The 15,588-nt window shown below is 68.3% G+C and carries 20 protein-coding genes; 1 reads left to right on the top strand and 19 read right to left on the bottom strand.

What is annotated here, in order from left to right:
- Positions 1 to 99: 99 nt before the first annotated feature.
- From EZH22_RS18040 to crcB, 4 genes are all read right to left on the bottom strand, one after another.
- Positions 100 to 723: a TRAP transporter small permease subunit gene (locus EZH22_RS18040; RefSeq protein WP_203191884.1), complete on the bottom strand. Its 624-nt coding sequence runs from the start codon at positions 721 to 723 to the stop codon at positions 100 to 102.
- 392 nt (positions 724 to 1,115) lie between these two features.
- Positions 1,116 to 1,790, bottom strand: a complete 675-nt coding sequence (locus tag EZH22_RS18035; RefSeq protein WP_203191883.1) for a hypothetical protein — start codon at positions 1,788 to 1,790, stop codon at positions 1,116 to 1,118.
- The gene (locus tag EZH22_RS18030) at positions 1,787 to 2,881 is read right to left on the bottom strand and encodes an RluA family pseudouridine synthase (protein ID WP_203191882.1); all 1,095 of its coding nucleotides are present in this window, start codon (positions 2,879 to 2,881) and stop codon (positions 1,787 to 1,789) included. The genes EZH22_RS18035 and EZH22_RS18030 overlap by 4 nt, the downstream gene beginning before the upstream one ends.
- 69 nt (positions 2,882 to 2,950) lie before the next feature.
- Complete coding sequence (crcB, locus tag EZH22_RS18025) at positions 2,951 to 3,334, bottom strand: fluoride efflux transporter CrcB (protein ID WP_203191881.1); 384 nt, start codon at positions 3,332 to 3,334, stop codon at positions 2,951 to 2,953.
- A gap of 179 nt (positions 3,335 to 3,513) precedes the next feature.
- On the opposite strand from crcB, the gene EZH22_RS18020 reads away from it, so the two are divergent.
- Positions 3,514 to 4,305 (top strand): alpha/beta fold hydrolase, encoded by a 792-nt coding sequence (locus tag EZH22_RS18020; protein WP_203191880.1) that lies wholly within the window; start codon positions 3,514 to 3,516, stop codon positions 4,303 to 4,305.
- Between the two features lie 55 nt (positions 4,306 to 4,360).
- Here EZH22_RS18020 and EZH22_RS18015 read toward each other — a convergent pair whose 3' ends face one another.
- From EZH22_RS18015 to rpsN, 15 genes are all read right to left on the bottom strand, one after another.
- Positions 4,361 to 5,671, bottom strand: coding sequence for a replication-associated recombination protein A (locus tag EZH22_RS18015; protein WP_203191879.1), 1,311 nt, complete (start codon positions 5,669 to 5,671; stop codon positions 4,361 to 4,363).
- Between the two features lie 8 nt (positions 5,672 to 5,679).
- Positions 5,680 to 7,125, bottom strand: coding sequence for a Do family serine endopeptidase (locus EZH22_RS18010; RefSeq protein ID WP_231711029.1), 1,446 nt, complete (start codon positions 7,123 to 7,125; stop codon positions 5,680 to 5,682).
- Between the two features lie 276 nt (positions 7,126 to 7,401).
- Positions 7,402 to 7,821: a 50S ribosomal protein L17 gene (rplQ, locus tag EZH22_RS18005; RefSeq protein ID WP_203191878.1), complete on the bottom strand. Its 420-nt coding sequence runs from the start codon at positions 7,819 to 7,821 to the stop codon at positions 7,402 to 7,404.
- A gap of 103 nt (positions 7,822 to 7,924) precedes the next feature.
- Positions 7,925 to 8,947, bottom strand: a complete 1,023-nt coding sequence (locus tag EZH22_RS18000) for a DNA-directed RNA polymerase subunit alpha (RefSeq protein ID WP_203196612.1) — start codon at positions 8,945 to 8,947, stop codon at positions 7,925 to 7,927.
- Between the two features lie 139 nt (positions 8,948 to 9,086).
- Positions 9,087 to 9,476, bottom strand: coding sequence for a 30S ribosomal protein S11 (gene rpsK, locus EZH22_RS17995; protein ID WP_012116745.1), 390 nt, complete (start codon positions 9,474 to 9,476; stop codon positions 9,087 to 9,089).
- Positions 9,477 to 9,598: 122 nt separating this feature from the next.
- A complete protein-coding gene (gene rpsM / locus EZH22_RS17990) occupies positions 9,599 to 9,967 on the bottom strand; it encodes a 30S ribosomal protein S13 (protein WP_203191877.1) in 369 nt (122 codons plus the stop codon).
- A 384-nt stretch (positions 9,968 to 10,351) separates the two neighbouring features.
- The gene (locus tag EZH22_RS17985; protein ID WP_203191876.1) at positions 10,352 to 10,939 is read right to left on the bottom strand and encodes an adenylate kinase; all 588 of its coding nucleotides are present in this window, start codon (positions 10,937 to 10,939) and stop codon (positions 10,352 to 10,354) included.
- Between the two features lies 1 nt (position 10,940).
- Positions 10,941 to 12,275: a preprotein translocase subunit SecY gene (secY, locus tag EZH22_RS17980; RefSeq protein ID WP_203191875.1), complete on the bottom strand. Its 1,335-nt coding sequence runs from the start codon at positions 12,273 to 12,275 to the stop codon at positions 10,941 to 10,943.
- A 326-nt stretch (positions 12,276 to 12,601) separates the two neighbouring features.
- Positions 12,602 to 13,084, bottom strand: coding sequence for a 50S ribosomal protein L15 (gene rplO, locus EZH22_RS17975; protein WP_203191874.1), 483 nt, complete (start codon positions 13,082 to 13,084; stop codon positions 12,602 to 12,604).
- 10 nt (positions 13,085 to 13,094) lie between these two features.
- Complete coding sequence (gene rpmD, locus EZH22_RS17970) at positions 13,095 to 13,277, bottom strand: 50S ribosomal protein L30 (protein ID WP_203191873.1); 183 nt, start codon at positions 13,275 to 13,277, stop codon at positions 13,095 to 13,097.
- A gap of 31 nt (positions 13,278 to 13,308) precedes the next feature.
- Positions 13,309 to 13,866: a 30S ribosomal protein S5 gene (gene rpsE / locus EZH22_RS17965; RefSeq protein ID WP_012116752.1), complete on the bottom strand. Its 558-nt coding sequence runs from the start codon at positions 13,864 to 13,866 to the stop codon at positions 13,309 to 13,311.
- A gap of 20 nt (positions 13,867 to 13,886) precedes the next feature.
- A complete protein-coding gene (gene rplR / locus EZH22_RS17960; protein WP_203191872.1) occupies positions 13,887 to 14,249 on the bottom strand; it encodes a 50S ribosomal protein L18 in 363 nt (120 codons plus the stop codon).
- 12 nt (positions 14,250 to 14,261) lie between these two features.
- A complete protein-coding gene (rplF, locus tag EZH22_RS17955; protein WP_203191871.1) occupies positions 14,262 to 14,795 on the bottom strand; it encodes a 50S ribosomal protein L6 in 534 nt (177 codons plus the stop codon).
- Positions 14,796 to 14,811: 16 nt separating this feature from the next.
- On the bottom strand, positions 14,812 to 15,210 hold the full coding sequence (gene rpsH / locus EZH22_RS17950) for a 30S ribosomal protein S8 (RefSeq protein ID WP_203191870.1): 399 nt from the start codon (positions 15,208 to 15,210) through the stop codon (positions 14,812 to 14,814).
- Between the two features lie 10 nt (positions 15,211 to 15,220).
- Positions 15,221 to 15,526 (bottom strand): 30S ribosomal protein S14, encoded by a 306-nt coding sequence (rpsN, locus tag EZH22_RS17945; RefSeq protein ID WP_203191869.1) that lies wholly within the window; start codon positions 15,524 to 15,526, stop codon positions 15,221 to 15,223.
- Positions 15,527 to 15,588: the final 62 nt, after the last annotated feature.

Here is a 15,588-nt window from a genome sequence, read left to right as displayed (position 1 = left end):
ACATCCGGGAGAAAGGCGGCGAGCGCGAAGGCAAGGAGCGCGGCGGCCGCGACGAGGCGGATTTTGGGGAAGCGGGGCAAGGTCATCACGCGCGTTCCCTCAGTCCTTCGCCGGGGGCACGGGAGCCCCCGCGCCGGGCACGTCCACATCGGCGAGCAGGCGATCGACCTCCGCGGCAAGGATCGCATGGCTTCCGCCCGAGCCTTCGTTGGGGTCCTCCATCCGGCCGGTGAAAATGGCGATGCGCTTGATGAGCTCGGAGATGCCCTGCAGCGTCAGGAAGAAGAAGCCCAGCGGCACCAGGAACTTGGCCGGCCATTGCGGCAGCCCGCCGGCGTTCAGCGATTGTTCGTTGATCTCGAAGGACGAGAGGAAGAAGGGCCAGGAGGTCCACAAGAGCAGGATCGAGAACGGCAGCAGGAAGAAGAGGTGCCCAAAGATGTCGATGCCGTCGCGCACGCGCTTGGAAAGGCGGGCATTCACGATGTCGATGCGGATGTGTTCGTTGTCGAGCAGCGTCCAGGACGCGCACAAGAGGAAGACGGCGGAGAACAGCACCCATTGCAGCTCGAGCCAGGAATTCGAGCTGAGATCGAACACCTTGCGGATCACGGCATTGGTGGCCGAGACCAGGATGGCCGCGAGGATGAGCCACGCGGCGGCCTTGCCGATGCGCCTGTTCACGGCGTCGATGGCCCGGGCGAGGACCAGCAGAGGTGTCATGGATTTATCTCCCTCGGGCGAGCGGCTTCGCCGCTTTCGGGTTGCTTCTTGTTTGGCCGGTGGGAGGCCTTGCGCGGCACCATAGGCGAAGATGCCGGTACTTCAAGCGGCCAGAGCGCAAGCGGAGGCGCCCTTTTGCGCCGATTTCGACCAAAGTCGAACATGGCGGGCGCGGGATGGTGCCCGAGGGTTGGATCCCCCTTTCCCCCGGGGACGGGCAGCGGACTTGCCGGTCGGGCGGGTTCAGCCCGATCGGGGCGCGCTCCTTCCCGGCTCCCGGACCGATCGACCTTCTGTGTCCGCGTTTTTCTTCGGCCGCCGTCAGGCCCGGGACAAGCCCGGTCATGACCGGGTGTAGGGCGGGCGCCGGTCGAGCCGAATGTCGATCGGTCCTAGCGCGCCCGGTCCGGCCAGGGCGGCGGCCCGGCGAGGGCCTTGCCCTCGCGGAACATGCCGGCGGCCCGGTCCCACACCAGCGCAAGGCCGGTCCCCGCCGCCGGGCTCGGGGCGACGCACCAGACTTCGAGGTCGGTGCCCCGGCGCGGCAGCAGGGTGATGGCGCGGCCGAGGCCTTCCCAGGCCGAGGTGGTCTCCTCCACCTCCTGGCGCGCCGTGCGGCACAGACCCTCGTCCAGCGCCGGCAGCACCTTGCCGGTGACGAGGTTCCACCGGCCCGAGGCGCGCGAATAGAACCGCACCCGCCCGGCGAACGGCACTTCCCCCTTGAGGCCGCGCTCGCTGAGCCCGAGCAGGGGAAAGCCGTCGGCGTCGAACCACACGGCCACCTCGGTGACGAAGGGCTTGGCCCCGTCGGCATCGCCGCGGTCGTCGATGCGCAGGTAGAAATTGGCCTCGTCCAGGGTCAGGGCGAGCCGGGCGGCCGACCCGTAGAGGGTGCTGCCGGCGACCCGCGCCCCCGTGCCCGCGCCGCTGATCTCATAGGGCGAGAAGCCGTCCCCCTGGGCAACCTGCATCTCGCGGTAGAGGGCGAGAAGGCCCACCGGCTGCGCCGCCGCGCTTGCGCAGGCGAAAAGCAGCACCGCGAGAAGGCCGGCGAGCCGCCTCATCCCTCCGGCGCCTCCAGGATGGGATCGTACTGGGCCGCGTCGAAGCCGAGCACGGCGAAGGACTGCGCCATGTGCGGCGGCAGCGGCGCCGAGACGTCGATCACCCCCTGCCCGCGCGGATGCGGGATGACCAGCCGCCGCGCCAGCAGGTGCAGCCGGTTCTGCAGGCCGCGCGGCAATTCCCAGTTCTCGATGTTGAAATATTTCGGATCACCGAGGATCGGGTGGCCGATATGGGCGAGGTGGGCGCGCAGCTGGTGGGTGCGGCCGGTCACCGGCTTCAGCGAGAGCCAGCTCATCTTCTGCGCCGCCTGGTCCACCACCGCGTAATAGGTGATGGCGTGGCTCGCCTCATCCTCGCCGTGGCGGGCGACGCGCATTTTCTCCTCGTCCTCGTCGCGGGCGAGGTAGGTGGAGATGCGGCCCTGCCGCGGCTTCGGCACGCCGGGCACGACCGCCCAGTAAATCTTGCGCGCTTCGCGCGAGCGGAAGCTCTTGGCCAGCACGGAGGCGGCGAGGCGCGTCTTGGCGATGAGCAGGCAGCCGGACGTATCCTTGTCGATGCGGTGGACGAGGCGCGGCTTCTGGCCGTCCTTGTCGCGCAGTACCTCCAGCAGGCCGTCGATGTGGCGGTAGGTGCCGGAGCCGCCCTGCACCGCGAGGCCGAACGGCTTGTTGAGCACCATCACGTCCTTGTCCTCAAACAGGGTGATGGATTTCAGGAAAGCGCGATCGTCCTTCTCCTGGCGCGCGGCGGCGCTGGCGGAGGACCGGGGCTTGGCCGGAGCCTCCGCCTCGGTCGAGGCGCCGGCCACGCTGCCGCCGGCCACGCTCTCCCCGCCCTTGGCCCGGGGGGAGCCGGCGGCGGGCGCCTCGTCGAGCGGCTCATCGCCCAGCGGCGGGATGCGCACGCTCTGGCCGGGCTCGAGGCGCGAGGAGGTCTTCACCCGCCCGCCATCGACCCGCACCTGCCCGGTGCGCACCAGCTTCTGCAGGTGGCCGAACGACAGATCGGGAAAGTGCGCCTTGAACCACCGGTCGAGGCGCATGCCCGCCTCGTCCTCGGCCACGGTCTTCATCGCGACGGCCATGCTCGGATTGTCCCAGAAACCGGGCGTCCTGCCCGTTTCCCGCAGCAATAGAGCAAGCCGGGCGGCCCGTCACGCGAGGGCGCGCATCAGCGACATGCCGGCGAACACCGCAGCCAGGCCGAGGAGCACCGACCCGCCCGCATAGGCAAGGGCCATCCCGGTGGAGCCGCGCTCCATGAGGAAGAAGAATTCGAGGGAGAACGTGGAGAAGGTGGTGTAGCCGCCGAGGATGCCGGTGGTGAGGAACAGCCGCAGGGACTGGCTCCAGAGCTCGCCGTCCTTGAACGCCAGATACCCCACCACCAGCCCCATGAGGAAGCTGCCCGAGACATTGATGAAGAAGGTGGCGAACGGCAGGCCGGTGCCGAGCAGCTTCGGCACGGTCATGTTCACCAGATGCCGGATGACCCCGCCGAGGCCGGCGCCGAGGAAAACGATGAGAGCGGGATGCATCAGGACCCTCGGGCGGAGCGGAAAGCGGTGGACGGCATGACATCCCAGCCGCGTGCACTGCACCAGCCGAAAGTGCACGCGGATCGCGAAATTGCACGGGAATATGGACGCTGCCGGCCGTAGCCGGGTGAACGCGTCTCGTCCATTGTACGCCGGACTGGTTCACCGGAAGATCCCGCATGCCCGCACTGATCCGCGATGGCGTTCGACTGCACTTCGATTTCGCCGCGGGCTCCAGGCCGCCGGTGGTCCTGATTCACGGCTTCTGCTGCGATCACACCTTCATGGCCGCCCAGTTCGCGCATCTGTCGGCGCGCGGGCACGCCGTGCTCGCCCCCGACCTGCGTGGCCACGGCGCCAGCGACAAGCCGGAGCAGCGCTACAGCTTCGCCGAGTTCGGTGACGACATCGCGTGGCTGTGCGCCGAGCTGGGACTGGAGCGGCCCGCTTTCGTCGGCCATTCCATGGGCGGGACCATCGCCTTCGACCTGGCCGTGCGCTTTCCGCGACTGCCGCGCGCCGTGGCCCTGCTCGATTCGGCCACGACCCTGTCGGAGGCCGCCCACGCCGGCCTCGCGGCGCTGGTTCCGGTGCTGGCGGGACCGGAAGGCGCGGCCGCCCTGCGCCGCATGGTGGAGGCGGCCTTCTTCCTGCCGACCGACGACCGCGCGCTCTGCGCCCGCATCCTCGACGTGATGGGATCGGCCCCCGAGAGCCTCCGCGTCTCCGGCGCCGAGGCCCTGCGCGACTATGATCCGACCCCCGCTCACGGCCGTCTGTCGGCGCCGCTCCTGTACATCGCCGCCAACGAGCCGACGCCCCGCTCCGACCTCGCGCGCCTCGCCGATCTCGTCCCCCATCTCCAGGTCGCGCGCACGGTCGGCTCCGGTCATTTCTGCCAGATGGAGGTGCCCGCGCAGGTCAACGCCATGCTGGAGCGCTTCCTCGATCTCGCCCTCGCCGGGGAGTGAGGGCTGAGGGGCGGAAGAATCGACGGAACAAGGGGGGAGCCTCACCCCTGCGGGCTCACGGCTCCCCGCGCTCGGCCCGCAGGCGGGCCCAGTAGTCCATGCGCTTCTTGATCTCGCGCTCGAAGCCGCGCTCGACGGGACGGTAGAAGCTCTGGCGGCCGAGGGCCTCGGGGAAGTAGTTCTGGCCGGAAAATGCGTCCGGCTCGTCGTGATCGTAGCGATAGCCGGCGCCGTAGCCCTCGCCCTTCATCAGCTTGGTGGGGGCGTTGAGGATATGCTTGGGCGGCACCAGGGAGCCGCCCTCCTTGGCCGCGCGCCTGGCCGCCGAGAAGGCCTTGTAGACCGCATTCGATTTCGGCGCGGTGGCGACATAGACGATCGCCTGCGCGAGGGCGAGTTCACCCTCCGGCGAGCCGAGGAAGTCGTAGGCCTCCCTCGCCGCATTGGCGACGACGAGGGCCTGCGGATCGGCATTGCCGATGTCCTCGATGGCCATGCGCACGATGCGCCGGGCGAGGAACAGCGGGCTCTCCCCCGCGTCCAGCATGCGCGCGAGATAATAGAGCGCCGCGTCCGGGTCCGAGCCGCGCACCGATTTGTGCAAGGCGGAGATCAGGTTGTAGTGCCCGTCCTCGCTCTTGTCGTAGATGGGCGCGCGGCGCTGCACCACCTCGGCGAGCCCCGCCACGTCGAACACCTCGCCCGGCCGCGCCGCGCGCCACACCTCTTCCGTCAGGGTGAGCGCCGCCCGCCCGTCGCCGTCCGCCATGTTCACCAGGGCAAAGCGCGCCTCGTCGGTGAGCGGCAGGGCCTTGCCCTCCACCTCCTCCGCCCGCGCCAGAAGCAGCGCGATGGCGTCGGCGTCCAGCGACTTGAACACCAGCACGCGGGCGCGGGACAAGAGCGCGGCGTTGAGCTCGAAGGACGGGTTTTCCGTGGTGGCGCCGACGAGGGTGACTGTGCCGTCCTCCATCACCGGCAGGAAGCTGTCCTGCTGGGCGCGGTTGAAGCGGTGGATCTCGTCCACGAACAACAGCGTCGCCGTGCCGATCTGCCGCCGGCCGCGGGCCTGCTCGAACACCTTCTTGAGGTCGGCGACGCCGGAGAAGATGGCGGAGATCTGCTCGAAGTGCAGGTCAGTCTCGGCGGCGAGCAGGCGTGCGACCGTGGTCTTGCCGGTGCCCGGCGGCCCCCACAGGATGAGAGAGCCGAGCGAGCGCGTCTTCAGCATGCGGGTAAGCACCCCGTCCGGGCCCACCAGATGGTCCTGGCCCACCACCTCGGAGAGCTTGCCCGGCCGCAGCCGGTCGGCGAGCGGCCGCGGCACCGCACCGCCCAAGCCCGCCGCCTCGAACAGATCGGCCATGGCGCGCCTCAGCCGGGCAGCAGCGCGGTGATGACGCGTCCCGCGCGCTCCACCTTGACCTGCCACGCGCGCATGGGCGTGCGCACGATCTGCTCCAGATCCCGCGTCCGCCCCACCTTCGCGCCGTTCACCTCGATGATCACGTCGCCGGAACGGAAGCCCGCGGCCGCCGCCGGGGTGTTGTCGTCCACCTCGTAGATGACGACGCCGGTGACGTTGCTGTCCACCTTCAGCTCCTCGGCCACCGCCGGGGAGAGGTTCACAACGGTGGCGCCGGCGAAGGGCGAGCGGGCGCGCACCTGGACCTCCTCCCGCGGCACCGTCTCCGGCGCGCCCTCCAGCACCACCACCAGGCTCAGCTCCTTGCCGGAGCGGGTGACGGCCAGCGCCGCCTTGCCGCCGATGGGCCGTGTGGCGAAGCGGTAGTAGAGGGATTCCGGATCGTCGATCCCCTGCCCTTCCACTGCGACAATGAGGTCGCCCACCTTCAGCCCCGCCTTCGCGGCCGGGCCGGCCGGCACCACCGACTGCACCAGCACGCCGGTGGGACGCGGCAGGCCGAGGCTCTCGGCGATCTCGGGGGAGACGCGCTGCAGGCCGGCGCCGAGCCAGGGCCGGCGCACCGACTTGCTGCCGCTCTTCGCCTGCTCCACCACCACCCGCACCATGTTCACCGGAATGGCGAAGCCGATGCCGATGGAGCCGCCCGAGCGGGAATAGATGGCGCTGTTGATGCCCACCAGCCGCCCCGCCATGTCCACCAGGGCGCCGCCCGAATTGCCGGGATTGATGGCGGCGTCCGTCTGGATGAAGAACTGGTAGTCGGACACGCCCACCTGGGTGCGGGCCAAGGCCGAGACGATGCCCTGCGTCACCGTCTGGCCGACGCCGAAGGGGTCGCCGATGGCCAGCACCAGGTCGCCCACGGCGAGCCCGTCCGAATCGCCGAACTCGATGGAGGCGAAACTCTCCTTGCCCTCGCGCTTGATGCGCAGGATGGCAAGGTCCGTGCGCTGGTCGCGCAGCAGCACCTCGGCCTCGTACTCGCGCTTGTCGTTCAGGGCGATGCGGATCTCGTCGGCGCCCTCGATGACGTGGAAATTGGTGACCACGAGCCCGGCGGGGTCCACCACCACGCCCGAGCCCAGCGAGCGCTGCATGCGCTCCGGCGGGGCGCCGAGGCCCGGCCCGCCGGGACCGCCCCGCCCGCCGAAGAAACGGCGGAAGAACGGATCGTCGAAGATGGGATTGGAGCGCTGGGGCGCGGTCTTCAGCGCATAGACGTTCACCACCGCCGGCGCCGAGCGCGCCACCACCGGGGCGAAGCTGAGCTTCACCTCGCCCGCCGACTCCGGCACGCGCGGCTGGGGCGCCGGCTGGGCCTGAGCGGCGGGGGATGCCACCAGGAGGACAAAAGCGGCCAGGGCCGCCATATGCGAAAGACGTCCGAACATTCCGCCACCCATGAAGCCGCGCCACCTGAGCGCGAAACAAGCTGTCGCCCCCCGGATGCGTTCCCGTCCAGGCGCGGCGCACCGTCCCTTTTAACGGCGATGGCGCCGCTTGTCCGGCGCGTCCGCAACGCCGGAGGAGACAGGCGGGGGATCACCGGGGACGCCCGACCCGGCGGGACCACGACCGGCACCCTGAATGTGAAAAGGGGCGGCCCGAGGACCGCCCCTTTTCACATATCCAACGAGCCAGAGGGCCGCTGGCGCTTCAGAAGCAGCTCACGCCGCCTCGGCAGCCGCCGCCGCGGTGCGGGCGTGATCGGCGGCGCCCTTGGCGTCCACGTCGCGGTCGACGAACTCGATCACCGCCACCGCGGTGTTGTCGCCATAGCGGAAGCCGGCCTTGACGATGCGGGTGTAACCACCCGGACGGCCCTTGTAGCGGGGCGCGAGCACGTCGAAGAGCTTCTTGACGATCGTGACGTCCTTCAGCTCGGCGATGGCCTGGCGGCGGGCGTGGAGGTCACCACGGCGGGCGAGCGTGACGAGCTTCTCCACCACCGGGCGAAGATCCTTCGCCTTGGGCAGGGTGGTCACGATCTGCTCGTGGGTGATGAGGGCGCCCGCGAGATTGGAGAACATCGCCTTGCGATGCTCCCAGGTGCGGTTGAACTTGCGGTGTACCTTGCCGTGACGCATGACGGCGAACTCCTGAAAGATAGCGGCGGACGAGCCGGATTGCGGTTGCGCGGCTCGTGCCGCTGGAACGGGTTCGAGGCGGCACACCGCCTCGGGGCTTAGATCAGTAGTGCTCCTCGAAGCGCTTTGCCAGCTCTTCGATGTTCTCGGGCGGCCAGCCGGGCACTTCCATGCCCAGGTGCAGGCCGAGGGAGGCGAGCACTTCCTTGATCTCGTTGAGCGACTTGCGGCCGAAGTTCGGCGTGCGGAGCATCTCCGTCTCGCTCTTCTGGATCAGGTCGCCGATATAGACGATGTTGTCGTTCTTCAGGCAGTTGGCCGAACGCACCGACAGCTCGAGCTCGTCCACCTTCTTCAGCAGCGCCGGGGAGAACGGCAGCGTCTGGATGGCGGTGGTCTCGCTCTCGCGCTTGGGCTCCTCGAAGTTGACGAAGATCTCCAGCTGGTCCTGCAGGATGCGCGCCGCATAAGCGAGCGCATCCTCGGCCGTGATCGAGCCGTTGGTCTCGATCTGCAGGGTCAGCTTGTCATAGTCGAGGATCTGGCCCTCACGGGTGTTCTCGACCTTGTAGGAGACCTTGCGCACCGGCGAGTAGAGGCTGTCGATCGGGATGAGGCCGATCGGCGCGTCTTCCGGCCGGTTGCGGTCGGCGGCGACATAGCCCTTGCCGGTGTCGACGGTGAACTCGATGCGCAGCTCCGCCCCGTCGTCCAGGGTGCAGATGGGCAGGTTCGGGTTCAGGATGGCCACGTCACCCACGGTCTGGATGTCGCCCGCCACCAGCACGCCCGGGCCGGTCTTCTTGGCCACCATGCGCTTGGGGCCGTCGCCCTGCATGCGGATGGCCACATCCTTCACGTTGAGGATGATGTCGGTCACGTCCTCGCGCACGCCGGGGATGGACGAGAACTCGTGCAGCACCCCGTCGATGTGGATCGACGTCACCGCCGCACCCTGCAGCGAAGACAGGAGGATGCGACGCAGCGCGTTGCCCAGCGTCATGCCGAAGCCACGCTCCAGCGGCTCGGCGATCACCGTCGCGAAGCGCTTGGGGTCGTGGCCAGGATTGACCTGCAGCTTCTCGGGCTTGATCAGCTCTTGCCAGTTCTTCTGAATCACTTGCATCACCTTGCTTTCTCGCCGGGCCTCGGCAGCTGCCGGAATGTTCGACCTCATCCGGAGGCCGGGCCCGTCCCGATCGGGGGAGGAGAAACCGGGCATAGGATCCGCAGGGCCGAGACGACCCCGCGGGATCAAGAGCAGATCAGACGCGGCGGCGCTTGCGCGGACGGCAGCCGTTGTGCGGGATCGGCGTCACGTCGCGGATGGACGTCACGAGGAAGCCCGCGGCCTGGAGGGCGCGCAGCGCCGATTCACGGCCCGAACCGGGGCCGGACACTTCCACCTCGAGGGTGCGCATGCCGTGCTCGGCCGCCTTGCGGGCGGCGTCTTCCGCCGCCACCTGGGCCGCGTACGGGGTGGACTTGCGCGAGCCCTTGAAGCCCATGGCACCGGCCGAGGACCAGGAGATGGTATTGCCCTGGGCGTCGGTGATGGTGATCATGGTGTTGTTGAACGAGGCGTTCACATGCGCCACGCCGGAGGCAATGTTCTTGCGCTCGCGGCGCTTCACGCGTGTTGCTTCTTTAGCCATCTCAGTCTTCGATCCTTCAGGCGCGCCCGTAGCTCCAGGCGCTCGGGATGGCCCTTGGCGGGCCGGTCAATGCGGAAAGGCCGGCTTGGCCGGCCTCCCCTGTCCTCAAGCCTCGCGGCCGATCACTTCTTCTTGCCCGCGATGGGCTTCGCCGGTCCCTTGCGGGTGCGGGCGTTGGTATGGGTGCGCTGGCCGCGCACCGGCAGGCCGCGGCGATGGCGCAGGCCCCGGTAGCAGCCGAGGTCCATCAGCCGCTTGATGTTCATGGCCACTTCGCGGCGCAGATCGCCTTCCACGATGTAGTCGCGGTCGATGGTCTCGCGGATCTGCAGCACTTCCTGGTCGGTGAGCTGGTTCACGCGGCGCTCGGCCGGAATGCCCACCTTCTCCACGATCTCCTCGGCCTTCTTGGCGCCGATGCCGTGGATGTACTGGAGCGCGATGACGACGCGCTTGTTGGTCGGAATGTTGACGCCTGCAATACGAGCCACTGCTCTCTCCATGTGACGCCGGCGGGCCTTGCGGCACGCGACCGGCGGAATGATCCCCGCGTCCGGTGGAGGCCGGCCCCTGCGGAGAAACGACGTTGCCCGGATACGACAAAAATGCCGCCCTGTCCGACCCTTCCGGGTGGACCGAACGGCACCTGTTCCGAAGCGAGGAAGTGGCCATAGCCGGGATTTAAGAAAACGTCAAGGGGTTCCCCGACTTCAGCGCCGCGCGAGCGCATAAAGGTGTTCCGCCGCCTGGAGCGCCTGGAGCCCCCCCAGCGCGATCATATGGCGCAAATGAAAAGACCCTCCCGCTCGATCACGGGAGGGCCTGGTTCAGGCATCACGAGTGGGCGACCGTTGAAGGCCGACGTCTTCGCGCCCTCACGCCGCCTCGGCAAGCACCCCGTCGATGGCGGCGGTCACCTGGTCGATGGGGGCCATGCCGTCGATCTGCTTCAGCTGGCCGCGCGCCTTGTAGTACGGCGCCACCACCGCGGTGTCGCGGTTGTAGGCCTCCAGGCGGGTCTTGAAGACATCCGGGTCATCGTCCTTGCGGACCGGCTCGCCCTTGGCCTTGGCCTCGGCGGCGCGGTTGAGGATGCGGTTGACCAGCTTTTCCTGATCCACCACCAGCTCGATCACCGCGTCGAGCTTCATGCCCGTCTCGGCGAGCAGGCGGTCCAGCGCCTCCGCCTGGGCCACCGTGCGCGGGAAGCCGTCGAGGATGAAGCCGTTCTTGGCGTCCGGCGCCGCGAGGCGCTCGGCGATGATGCCGATGACGATCTCATCGGAGACGAGGCCGCCCGCATCCATGACGGCCTTGGCCTTGAGCCCCACCGGCGTGCCCGCCGCCACAGCGGCACGCAGCATGTCCCCGGTGGAGAGCTGGACGATCCCGTGACGGGCGACCAGCCGTTGCGCCTGCGTTCCCTTGCCTGCCCCGGGCGGGCCCAGCAGCACCAGCCTCATTTTACTTTCTCCTCCCCCCGCGCAGCTTGGCCTTCTTGACCAGTCCTTCGTACTGATGGGCCAACAGATGTCCCTGGATCTGGGACACGGTGTCCATGGTCACGCTGACCACGATCAGCAGCGACGTCCCTCCGAAATAGAACGGAAGCGACGCATAGGAAATCAGCAGTTCGGGGAAGAGGCAAACCGCCGCAATGTAGGCCGCGCCGACGACCGTGATGCGGGTGAGGACATAATCGATATATTCCGCCGTCCGCTCGCCCGGGCGGATGCCGGGAATGAAGCCGCCATGCTTCTTCAGGTTGTCCGCCGTCTCCACCGGATTGAACACGATCGCGGTGTAGAAGAAGCAGAAGAACACGATCAGCGCCACATAGAGCACCATGTAGAGCGGGCGCCCGTGGCCGATATGGGTGGTCACGGTCTGCAGCCATTCCGGCCCCGAGCCCTGCATGAAGCTGGCGATGGTGGTCGGGATCAGCAGCAGCGACGAGGCGAAGATCGGCGGGATGACGCCCGACGTGTTCAGCTTCAGCGGCAGGTGGGACGACTGCCCCTCATAGATGCGGTTGCCCACCTGGCGCTTGGGATACTGGATCAGCAGCCGGCGCTGGGCGCGCTCCATGAACACGATGAAGGCGATGATCACCACCGCCATCAGCAGCACGCCGAGAATCACCACAGTGGAGATGGCGCCCTCGCGGCCGAGTTCCAGCGTGCGCACGAAGGCGCCCGGCAGCTCGGCGACAATGCCGCCGAAGATGATCAGCGAGGTGCCGTTGCCGATGCCGCGCGAGGTGATCTGCTCACCCAGCCACATCAGGAACATGGTGCCGCCGGTGAGCGTGATCACGGTGGTGATTCGGAAGAACCAGCCGGGCTCCGCCACCACGCTGCCGGAGCCTTCCAGGCCAACCGCGATGCCGTAGGCCTGGAACAGGGCAAGCACCACGGTGAGGTAGCGGGTGTACTGGTTGAGCTGCTTGCGGCCCGCCTCGCCTTCCTTCTTCAGCGCCTCCAGCGTCGGCGAGACGCTGGTGAGCAGCTGGATGATGATGGAGGCGGAGATGTACGGCATGATGTTCAGGGCGAAGATGGCCATGCGCTCCACGGCGCCGCCCGAGAACATGTTGAAGAGGCCGATGATCCCCTGGTTCGCGTTCTTGAACACGTCGGCCAGAGCGTCGGGATTGATTCCCGGCATGGGGATGTAGGTGCCGAGCCGGTAGACGATGAGCGCGCCGAGGGTGAACCAGATGCGCTTCTTCAGCTCCTCGGCCTTGCCGAGGGCGCCGAAATTGAGGTTCGCCGCGAGTTGTTCCGCCGCCGAGACCATGCCTTGCTCCGCTGGACGCCGCCCTCGAGGGGCAGCCCTTATATGAGGGCGCGATTTGCGGTGCCAAGACGCCTCAAGCCCGATCGGACCGGATCGACGTGCGCTTTGTTGCGGATGCCTGTGGATCTCGGCCGCGGCCTGAGCGGGAGCCGTCTGCGCCCACTCGTCCGGGCTCGAGGTCCATCACGCATCCGCGGCACCGGAGCATCGCCCGGAAAAGCAGATACCCGGCATTACGCCGGGTTGCCAGAAAGAGATGCCGGGCGGACGACCCGCCGCGCATCCCGAGGCAGAAGCGCGGCCGGGCGAACCCGGCCGCGCCCGGATCACTCCGCTTCGGCCGCAGCCGGCGCGGCCAGCATGGTCACCGCGCCGCCGGCCTTCTCGACCGCGGCGACGGCGGACTTGGTGGCGTAGGCCACTTCCAGCGTCACCTTGGCGGTCAGCTCGCCGGAGCCGAGCACGCGCACGCCGTCCTTGATCCGGCGCAGCACGCCGGCGGCGACGAGCGTGGCCTCGGTCACCGTCTGGCCGGCGTCGAGCTTGCCCGCGTCCACGGCCGTCTGGATGCGGCCGAGGGTCACCTCGTTGTAGTCGAGGCGGAAGATGTTGTGGAAGCCGCGCTTCGGCAGACGCCGGTGCAGCGGCATCTGCCCGCCTTCAAACCCCTTGATGGCCACGCCGGTCCGGGCCTTCTGGCCCTTCACGCCGCGCCCGGCGGTCTTGCCCTTGCCGGAGCCGATGCCGCGGCCGACGCGCATCCGCTTCTTGCGGGCGCCGGGATTGTCCCTGATTTCGTCGAGCTTCATGTCCCGCTCCTCACTCGACCACACGGACGAGATGGGCGACCTTGGCGATCATGCCGCGCACGGCCGGGGTGTCCTTGAGGGTGGAACGGCGGCGCTGCTTGTTCAGCCCGAGGCCGACGAGGGTGGCCTCCTGGTCGAACGGGCGGCGGATCGGCGAGCCGATCTGCTCCACGGTGATGGTCTTGTCGCTCATGGAGCGCTCCTATCGATGTGGTTCGCGCCGCTCAGTCGGTCGCTTCCGCGTCTTCGACGCGGCGGCGGGACTGGAGCTGCGACACCTTGATGCCGCGACGCGCCGCGACCGAGCGCGGTGAGTCCTGGTTCTTGAGGGCGTCGAACGTGGCGCGCACCATGTTGTAGGGGTTGGAAGACCCGAAGGACTTCGCCACCACGTCGTGCATGCCGAGGGTCTCGAACACCGCGCGCATCGGGCCGCCGGCGATGATGCCGGTACCGGCCGGAGCCGCGCGCAGGATCACCTTGCCGGCGCCGTGGTGACCATGCACGTCGTGATGCAGGGTGCGGCCTTCGCGCAGCGGCACGCGGATGAGCGCGCGCTTGGCGCTCTCCGTGGCCTTGCGGATGGCCTCCGGCACCTCGCGGGCCTTGCCGTGGCCGAAGCCGACGCGGCCCTTCTGGTCACCCACCACCACCAGGGCGGCGAAACCGAAGCGCCGGCCGCCCTTCACCACCTTCGCGACGCGGTTGATGTGGACCAGCTTGTCCACGAACGTGTTGTCGCGGTCCTCGCGCTCGTGGCGCTGTTCCCGTTCACGGGCCATTTTTCGCTCGTCCTTCGGCGTCAGAACTGAAGGCCGCCTTCGCGGGCGCCCTCAGCGAGCGCCTTGACGCGCCCATGAAAGATGTATGCGCCGCGGTCGAACACGACCGCGGTCACGCCCTTCGCCAGAGCCCGCTCGGCCACCAGCTTGCCAATGGTCTTGGCCGCATCGGTGTCCGCGCCGGTCTTGAGCGCAGAACGCAGGTCCTTCTCAAGGCTCGACGCGGCGGCGAGAGTCTCGCCCTTCGCGTCGTCGATGACCTGCGCATAGATGTGCTGCGAGGTCCGGTGCACCGACAGGCGCGGACGTCCGTTCGCAGCAACGCGAATCGCACGGCGCACCTTGGCCTTGCGGCGCGCCAGCGCCTCCAAATCCTTAGCCATGGTTCGCCTCCGTCACTTCTTCTTGCCTTCCTTGCGGAAGATGAATTCACCGGCGTACTTGACGCCCTTGCCCTTGTAGGGCTCGGGGCCACGGAACTCGCGGATCTCCGCCGCCACCTGACCGACCTTCTGGCGGTCGATGCCGGTGATGACCACCTCGGTGGGCTTCGGCGTGACGATCGAGATCCCTTCCGGGATCGGATAGATCACGTCGTGGCTGTAGCCGAGGGCGAGGTTCAGGTTCTTGCCCTGCACCGCCGCCTTGTAGCCGACGCCCGTGATCTCCAGCTTCTTCTCGAAGCCCTTGGTCACGCCTTCCACGAGGTTCGCCACCAGCGTGCGGGACATGCCCCACATGGCCTTGTGGCGGGTGGTCTCGCCCTTCATGGATACCAGGATCTCGGATCCTTCGACCTTGGCCCCGATCTCTTCCACCAGGGTCACTTCGAGGGCGCCCTTGGGGCCCTTCACCTTGACCGTCTGACCGTCCAGGCTGGCAGTGACGCCGGCCGGAATGGCGACGGGGAGCTTGCCGATCTTCGACATGTTATCCTCGCTCGCCTTAGAACACGGTGCAGAGCACTTCGCCGCCGACATTCTTGTCGCGGGCGACGTGATCCGCCATCACGCCCTGGGGTGTGGAGACGACCGCGATGCCGAGACCGTTGGCGACGCGGGGCAGGTTCTTCACCGACGCATAGACGCGGCGGCCGGGCTTCGAGACACGGGCGATCTCGCGGATCACCGGGGTGCCGTCGAAATACTTGAGCTCGATCTCGAACTCGGTCCGGCCATTGCCGTGGTCGGTCGCGGTGTAGCCGCGGATGAAGCCCTCGTCGCGCAGCACGTCGAGAACGCTCGCCCGCAGGCGGGAGCCCGGGGTCGAGGTCTTCTGCTTGCGGCGCATCTGGGCGTTGCGGATGCGGGTGATCAGATCGCCGATGGGATCAGTGACAGCCATCGTTATCTCCTCACCAGCTCGACTTCACGAGGCCGGGCACCAGCCCCTGGTTGCCCAGCTCGCGCAGCGCGATACGGCTCATCTTGAGCTTGCGGTAGAACGCGCGCGGCCGGCCGGTGACCTCGCAGCGATTGCGGATGCGGATCTTCGCGCCATTGCGCGGCATCTGCGCCAGCTTGAGGGTCGCCTGGAAGCGCTCCTCGATGGGCAGGGTCTTGTCATTCACGATCGCCTTCAGACGCGTGCGCTTCGCCGCCTGGCCCGCGGCCAGCTTGCGGCGGCGCTCGTTCGTCTCGATCGCGCTCTTCTTCGCCATCTCTTGCTCCTGTTCTCCGCGTCTGAGGCAGCTGACGCCCCTCACGGCCGGAAAATCACTCG

Origin of the sequence: Xanthobacter dioxanivorans (assembly GCF_016807805.1) — a bacterium.
In the GTDB taxonomy this organism is placed as follows: domain Bacteria; phylum Pseudomonadota; class Alphaproteobacteria; order Rhizobiales; family Xanthobacteraceae; genus Xanthobacter; species Xanthobacter dioxanivorans.
Note: the sequence above shows the minus strand (reverse complement) of the source record. Positions and strands in the feature narration are given on the sequence as shown.

Bases quoted from the DNA above. Each gene is read 5' to 3' on its own strand.
- EZH22_RS18040 (WP_203191884.1), bottom strand. From the start codon at position 723: ATGACACCTCTGCTGGTCCTCGCCCGGGCCATCGACGCCGTGAACAGG.
- EZH22_RS18035 (WP_203191883.1), bottom strand. From the start codon at position 1,790: ATGAGGCGGCTCGCCGGCCTTCTCGCGGTGCTGCTTTTCGCCTGCGCA.
- EZH22_RS18030 (WP_203191882.1), bottom strand. From the start codon at position 2,881: ATGGCCGTCGCGATGAAGACCGTGGCCGAGGACGAGGCGGGCATGCGC.
- crcB (WP_203191881.1), bottom strand. From the start codon at position 3,334: ATGCATCCCGCTCTCATCGTTTTCCTCGGCGCCGGCCTCGGCGGGGTC.
- EZH22_RS18020 (WP_203191880.1), top strand. From the start codon at position 3,514: ATGCCCGCACTGATCCGCGATGGCGTTCGACTGCACTTCGATTTCGCC.
- EZH22_RS18015 (WP_203191879.1), bottom strand. From the start codon at position 5,671: ATGGCCGATCTGTTCGAGGCGGCGGGCTTGGGCGGTGCGGTGCCGCGG.
- EZH22_RS18010 (WP_231711029.1), bottom strand. From the start codon at position 7,125: ATGTTCGGACGTCTTTCGCATATGGCGGCCCTGGCCGCTTTTGTCCTC.
- rplQ (WP_203191878.1), bottom strand. From the start codon at position 7,821: ATGCGTCACGGCAAGGTACACCGCAAGTTCAACCGCACCTGGGAGCAT.
- EZH22_RS18000 (WP_203196612.1), bottom strand. From the start codon at position 8,947: ATGCAAGTGATTCAGAAGAACTGGCAAGAGCTGATCAAGCCCGAGAAG.
- rpsK (WP_012116745.1), bottom strand. From the start codon at position 9,476: ATGGCTAAAGAAGCAACACGCGTGAAGCGCCGCGAGCGCAAGAACATT.
- EZH22_RS17985 (WP_203191876.1), bottom strand. From the start codon at position 10,939: ATGAGGCTGGTGCTGCTGGGCCCGCCCGGGGCAGGCAAGGGAACGCAG.
- secY (WP_203191875.1), bottom strand. From the start codon at position 12,275: ATGGTCTCGGCGGCGGAACAACTCGCGGCGAACCTCAATTTCGGCGCC.
- rplO (WP_203191874.1), bottom strand. From the start codon at position 13,084: ATGAAGCTCGACGAAATCAGGGACAATCCCGGCGCCCGCAAGAAGCGG.
- rpmD (WP_203191873.1), bottom strand. From the start codon at position 13,277: ATGAGCGACAAGACCATCACCGTGGAGCAGATCGGCTCGCCGATCCGC.
- rpsE (WP_012116752.1), bottom strand. From the start codon at position 13,866: ATGGCCCGTGAACGGGAACAGCGCCACGAGCGCGAGGACCGCGACAAC.
- rplR (WP_203191872.1), bottom strand. From the start codon at position 14,249: ATGGCTAAGGATTTGGAGGCGCTGGCGCGCCGCAAGGCCAAGGTGCGC.
- rplF (WP_203191871.1), bottom strand. From the start codon at position 14,795: ATGTCGAAGATCGGCAAGCTCCCCGTCGCCATTCCGGCCGGCGTCACT.
- rpsH (WP_203191870.1), bottom strand. From the start codon at position 15,210: ATGGCTGTCACTGATCCCATCGGCGATCTGATCACCCGCATCCGCAAC.
- rpsN (WP_203191869.1), bottom strand. From the start codon at position 15,526: ATGGCGAAGAAGAGCGCGATCGAGACGAACGAGCGCCGCCGCAAGCTG.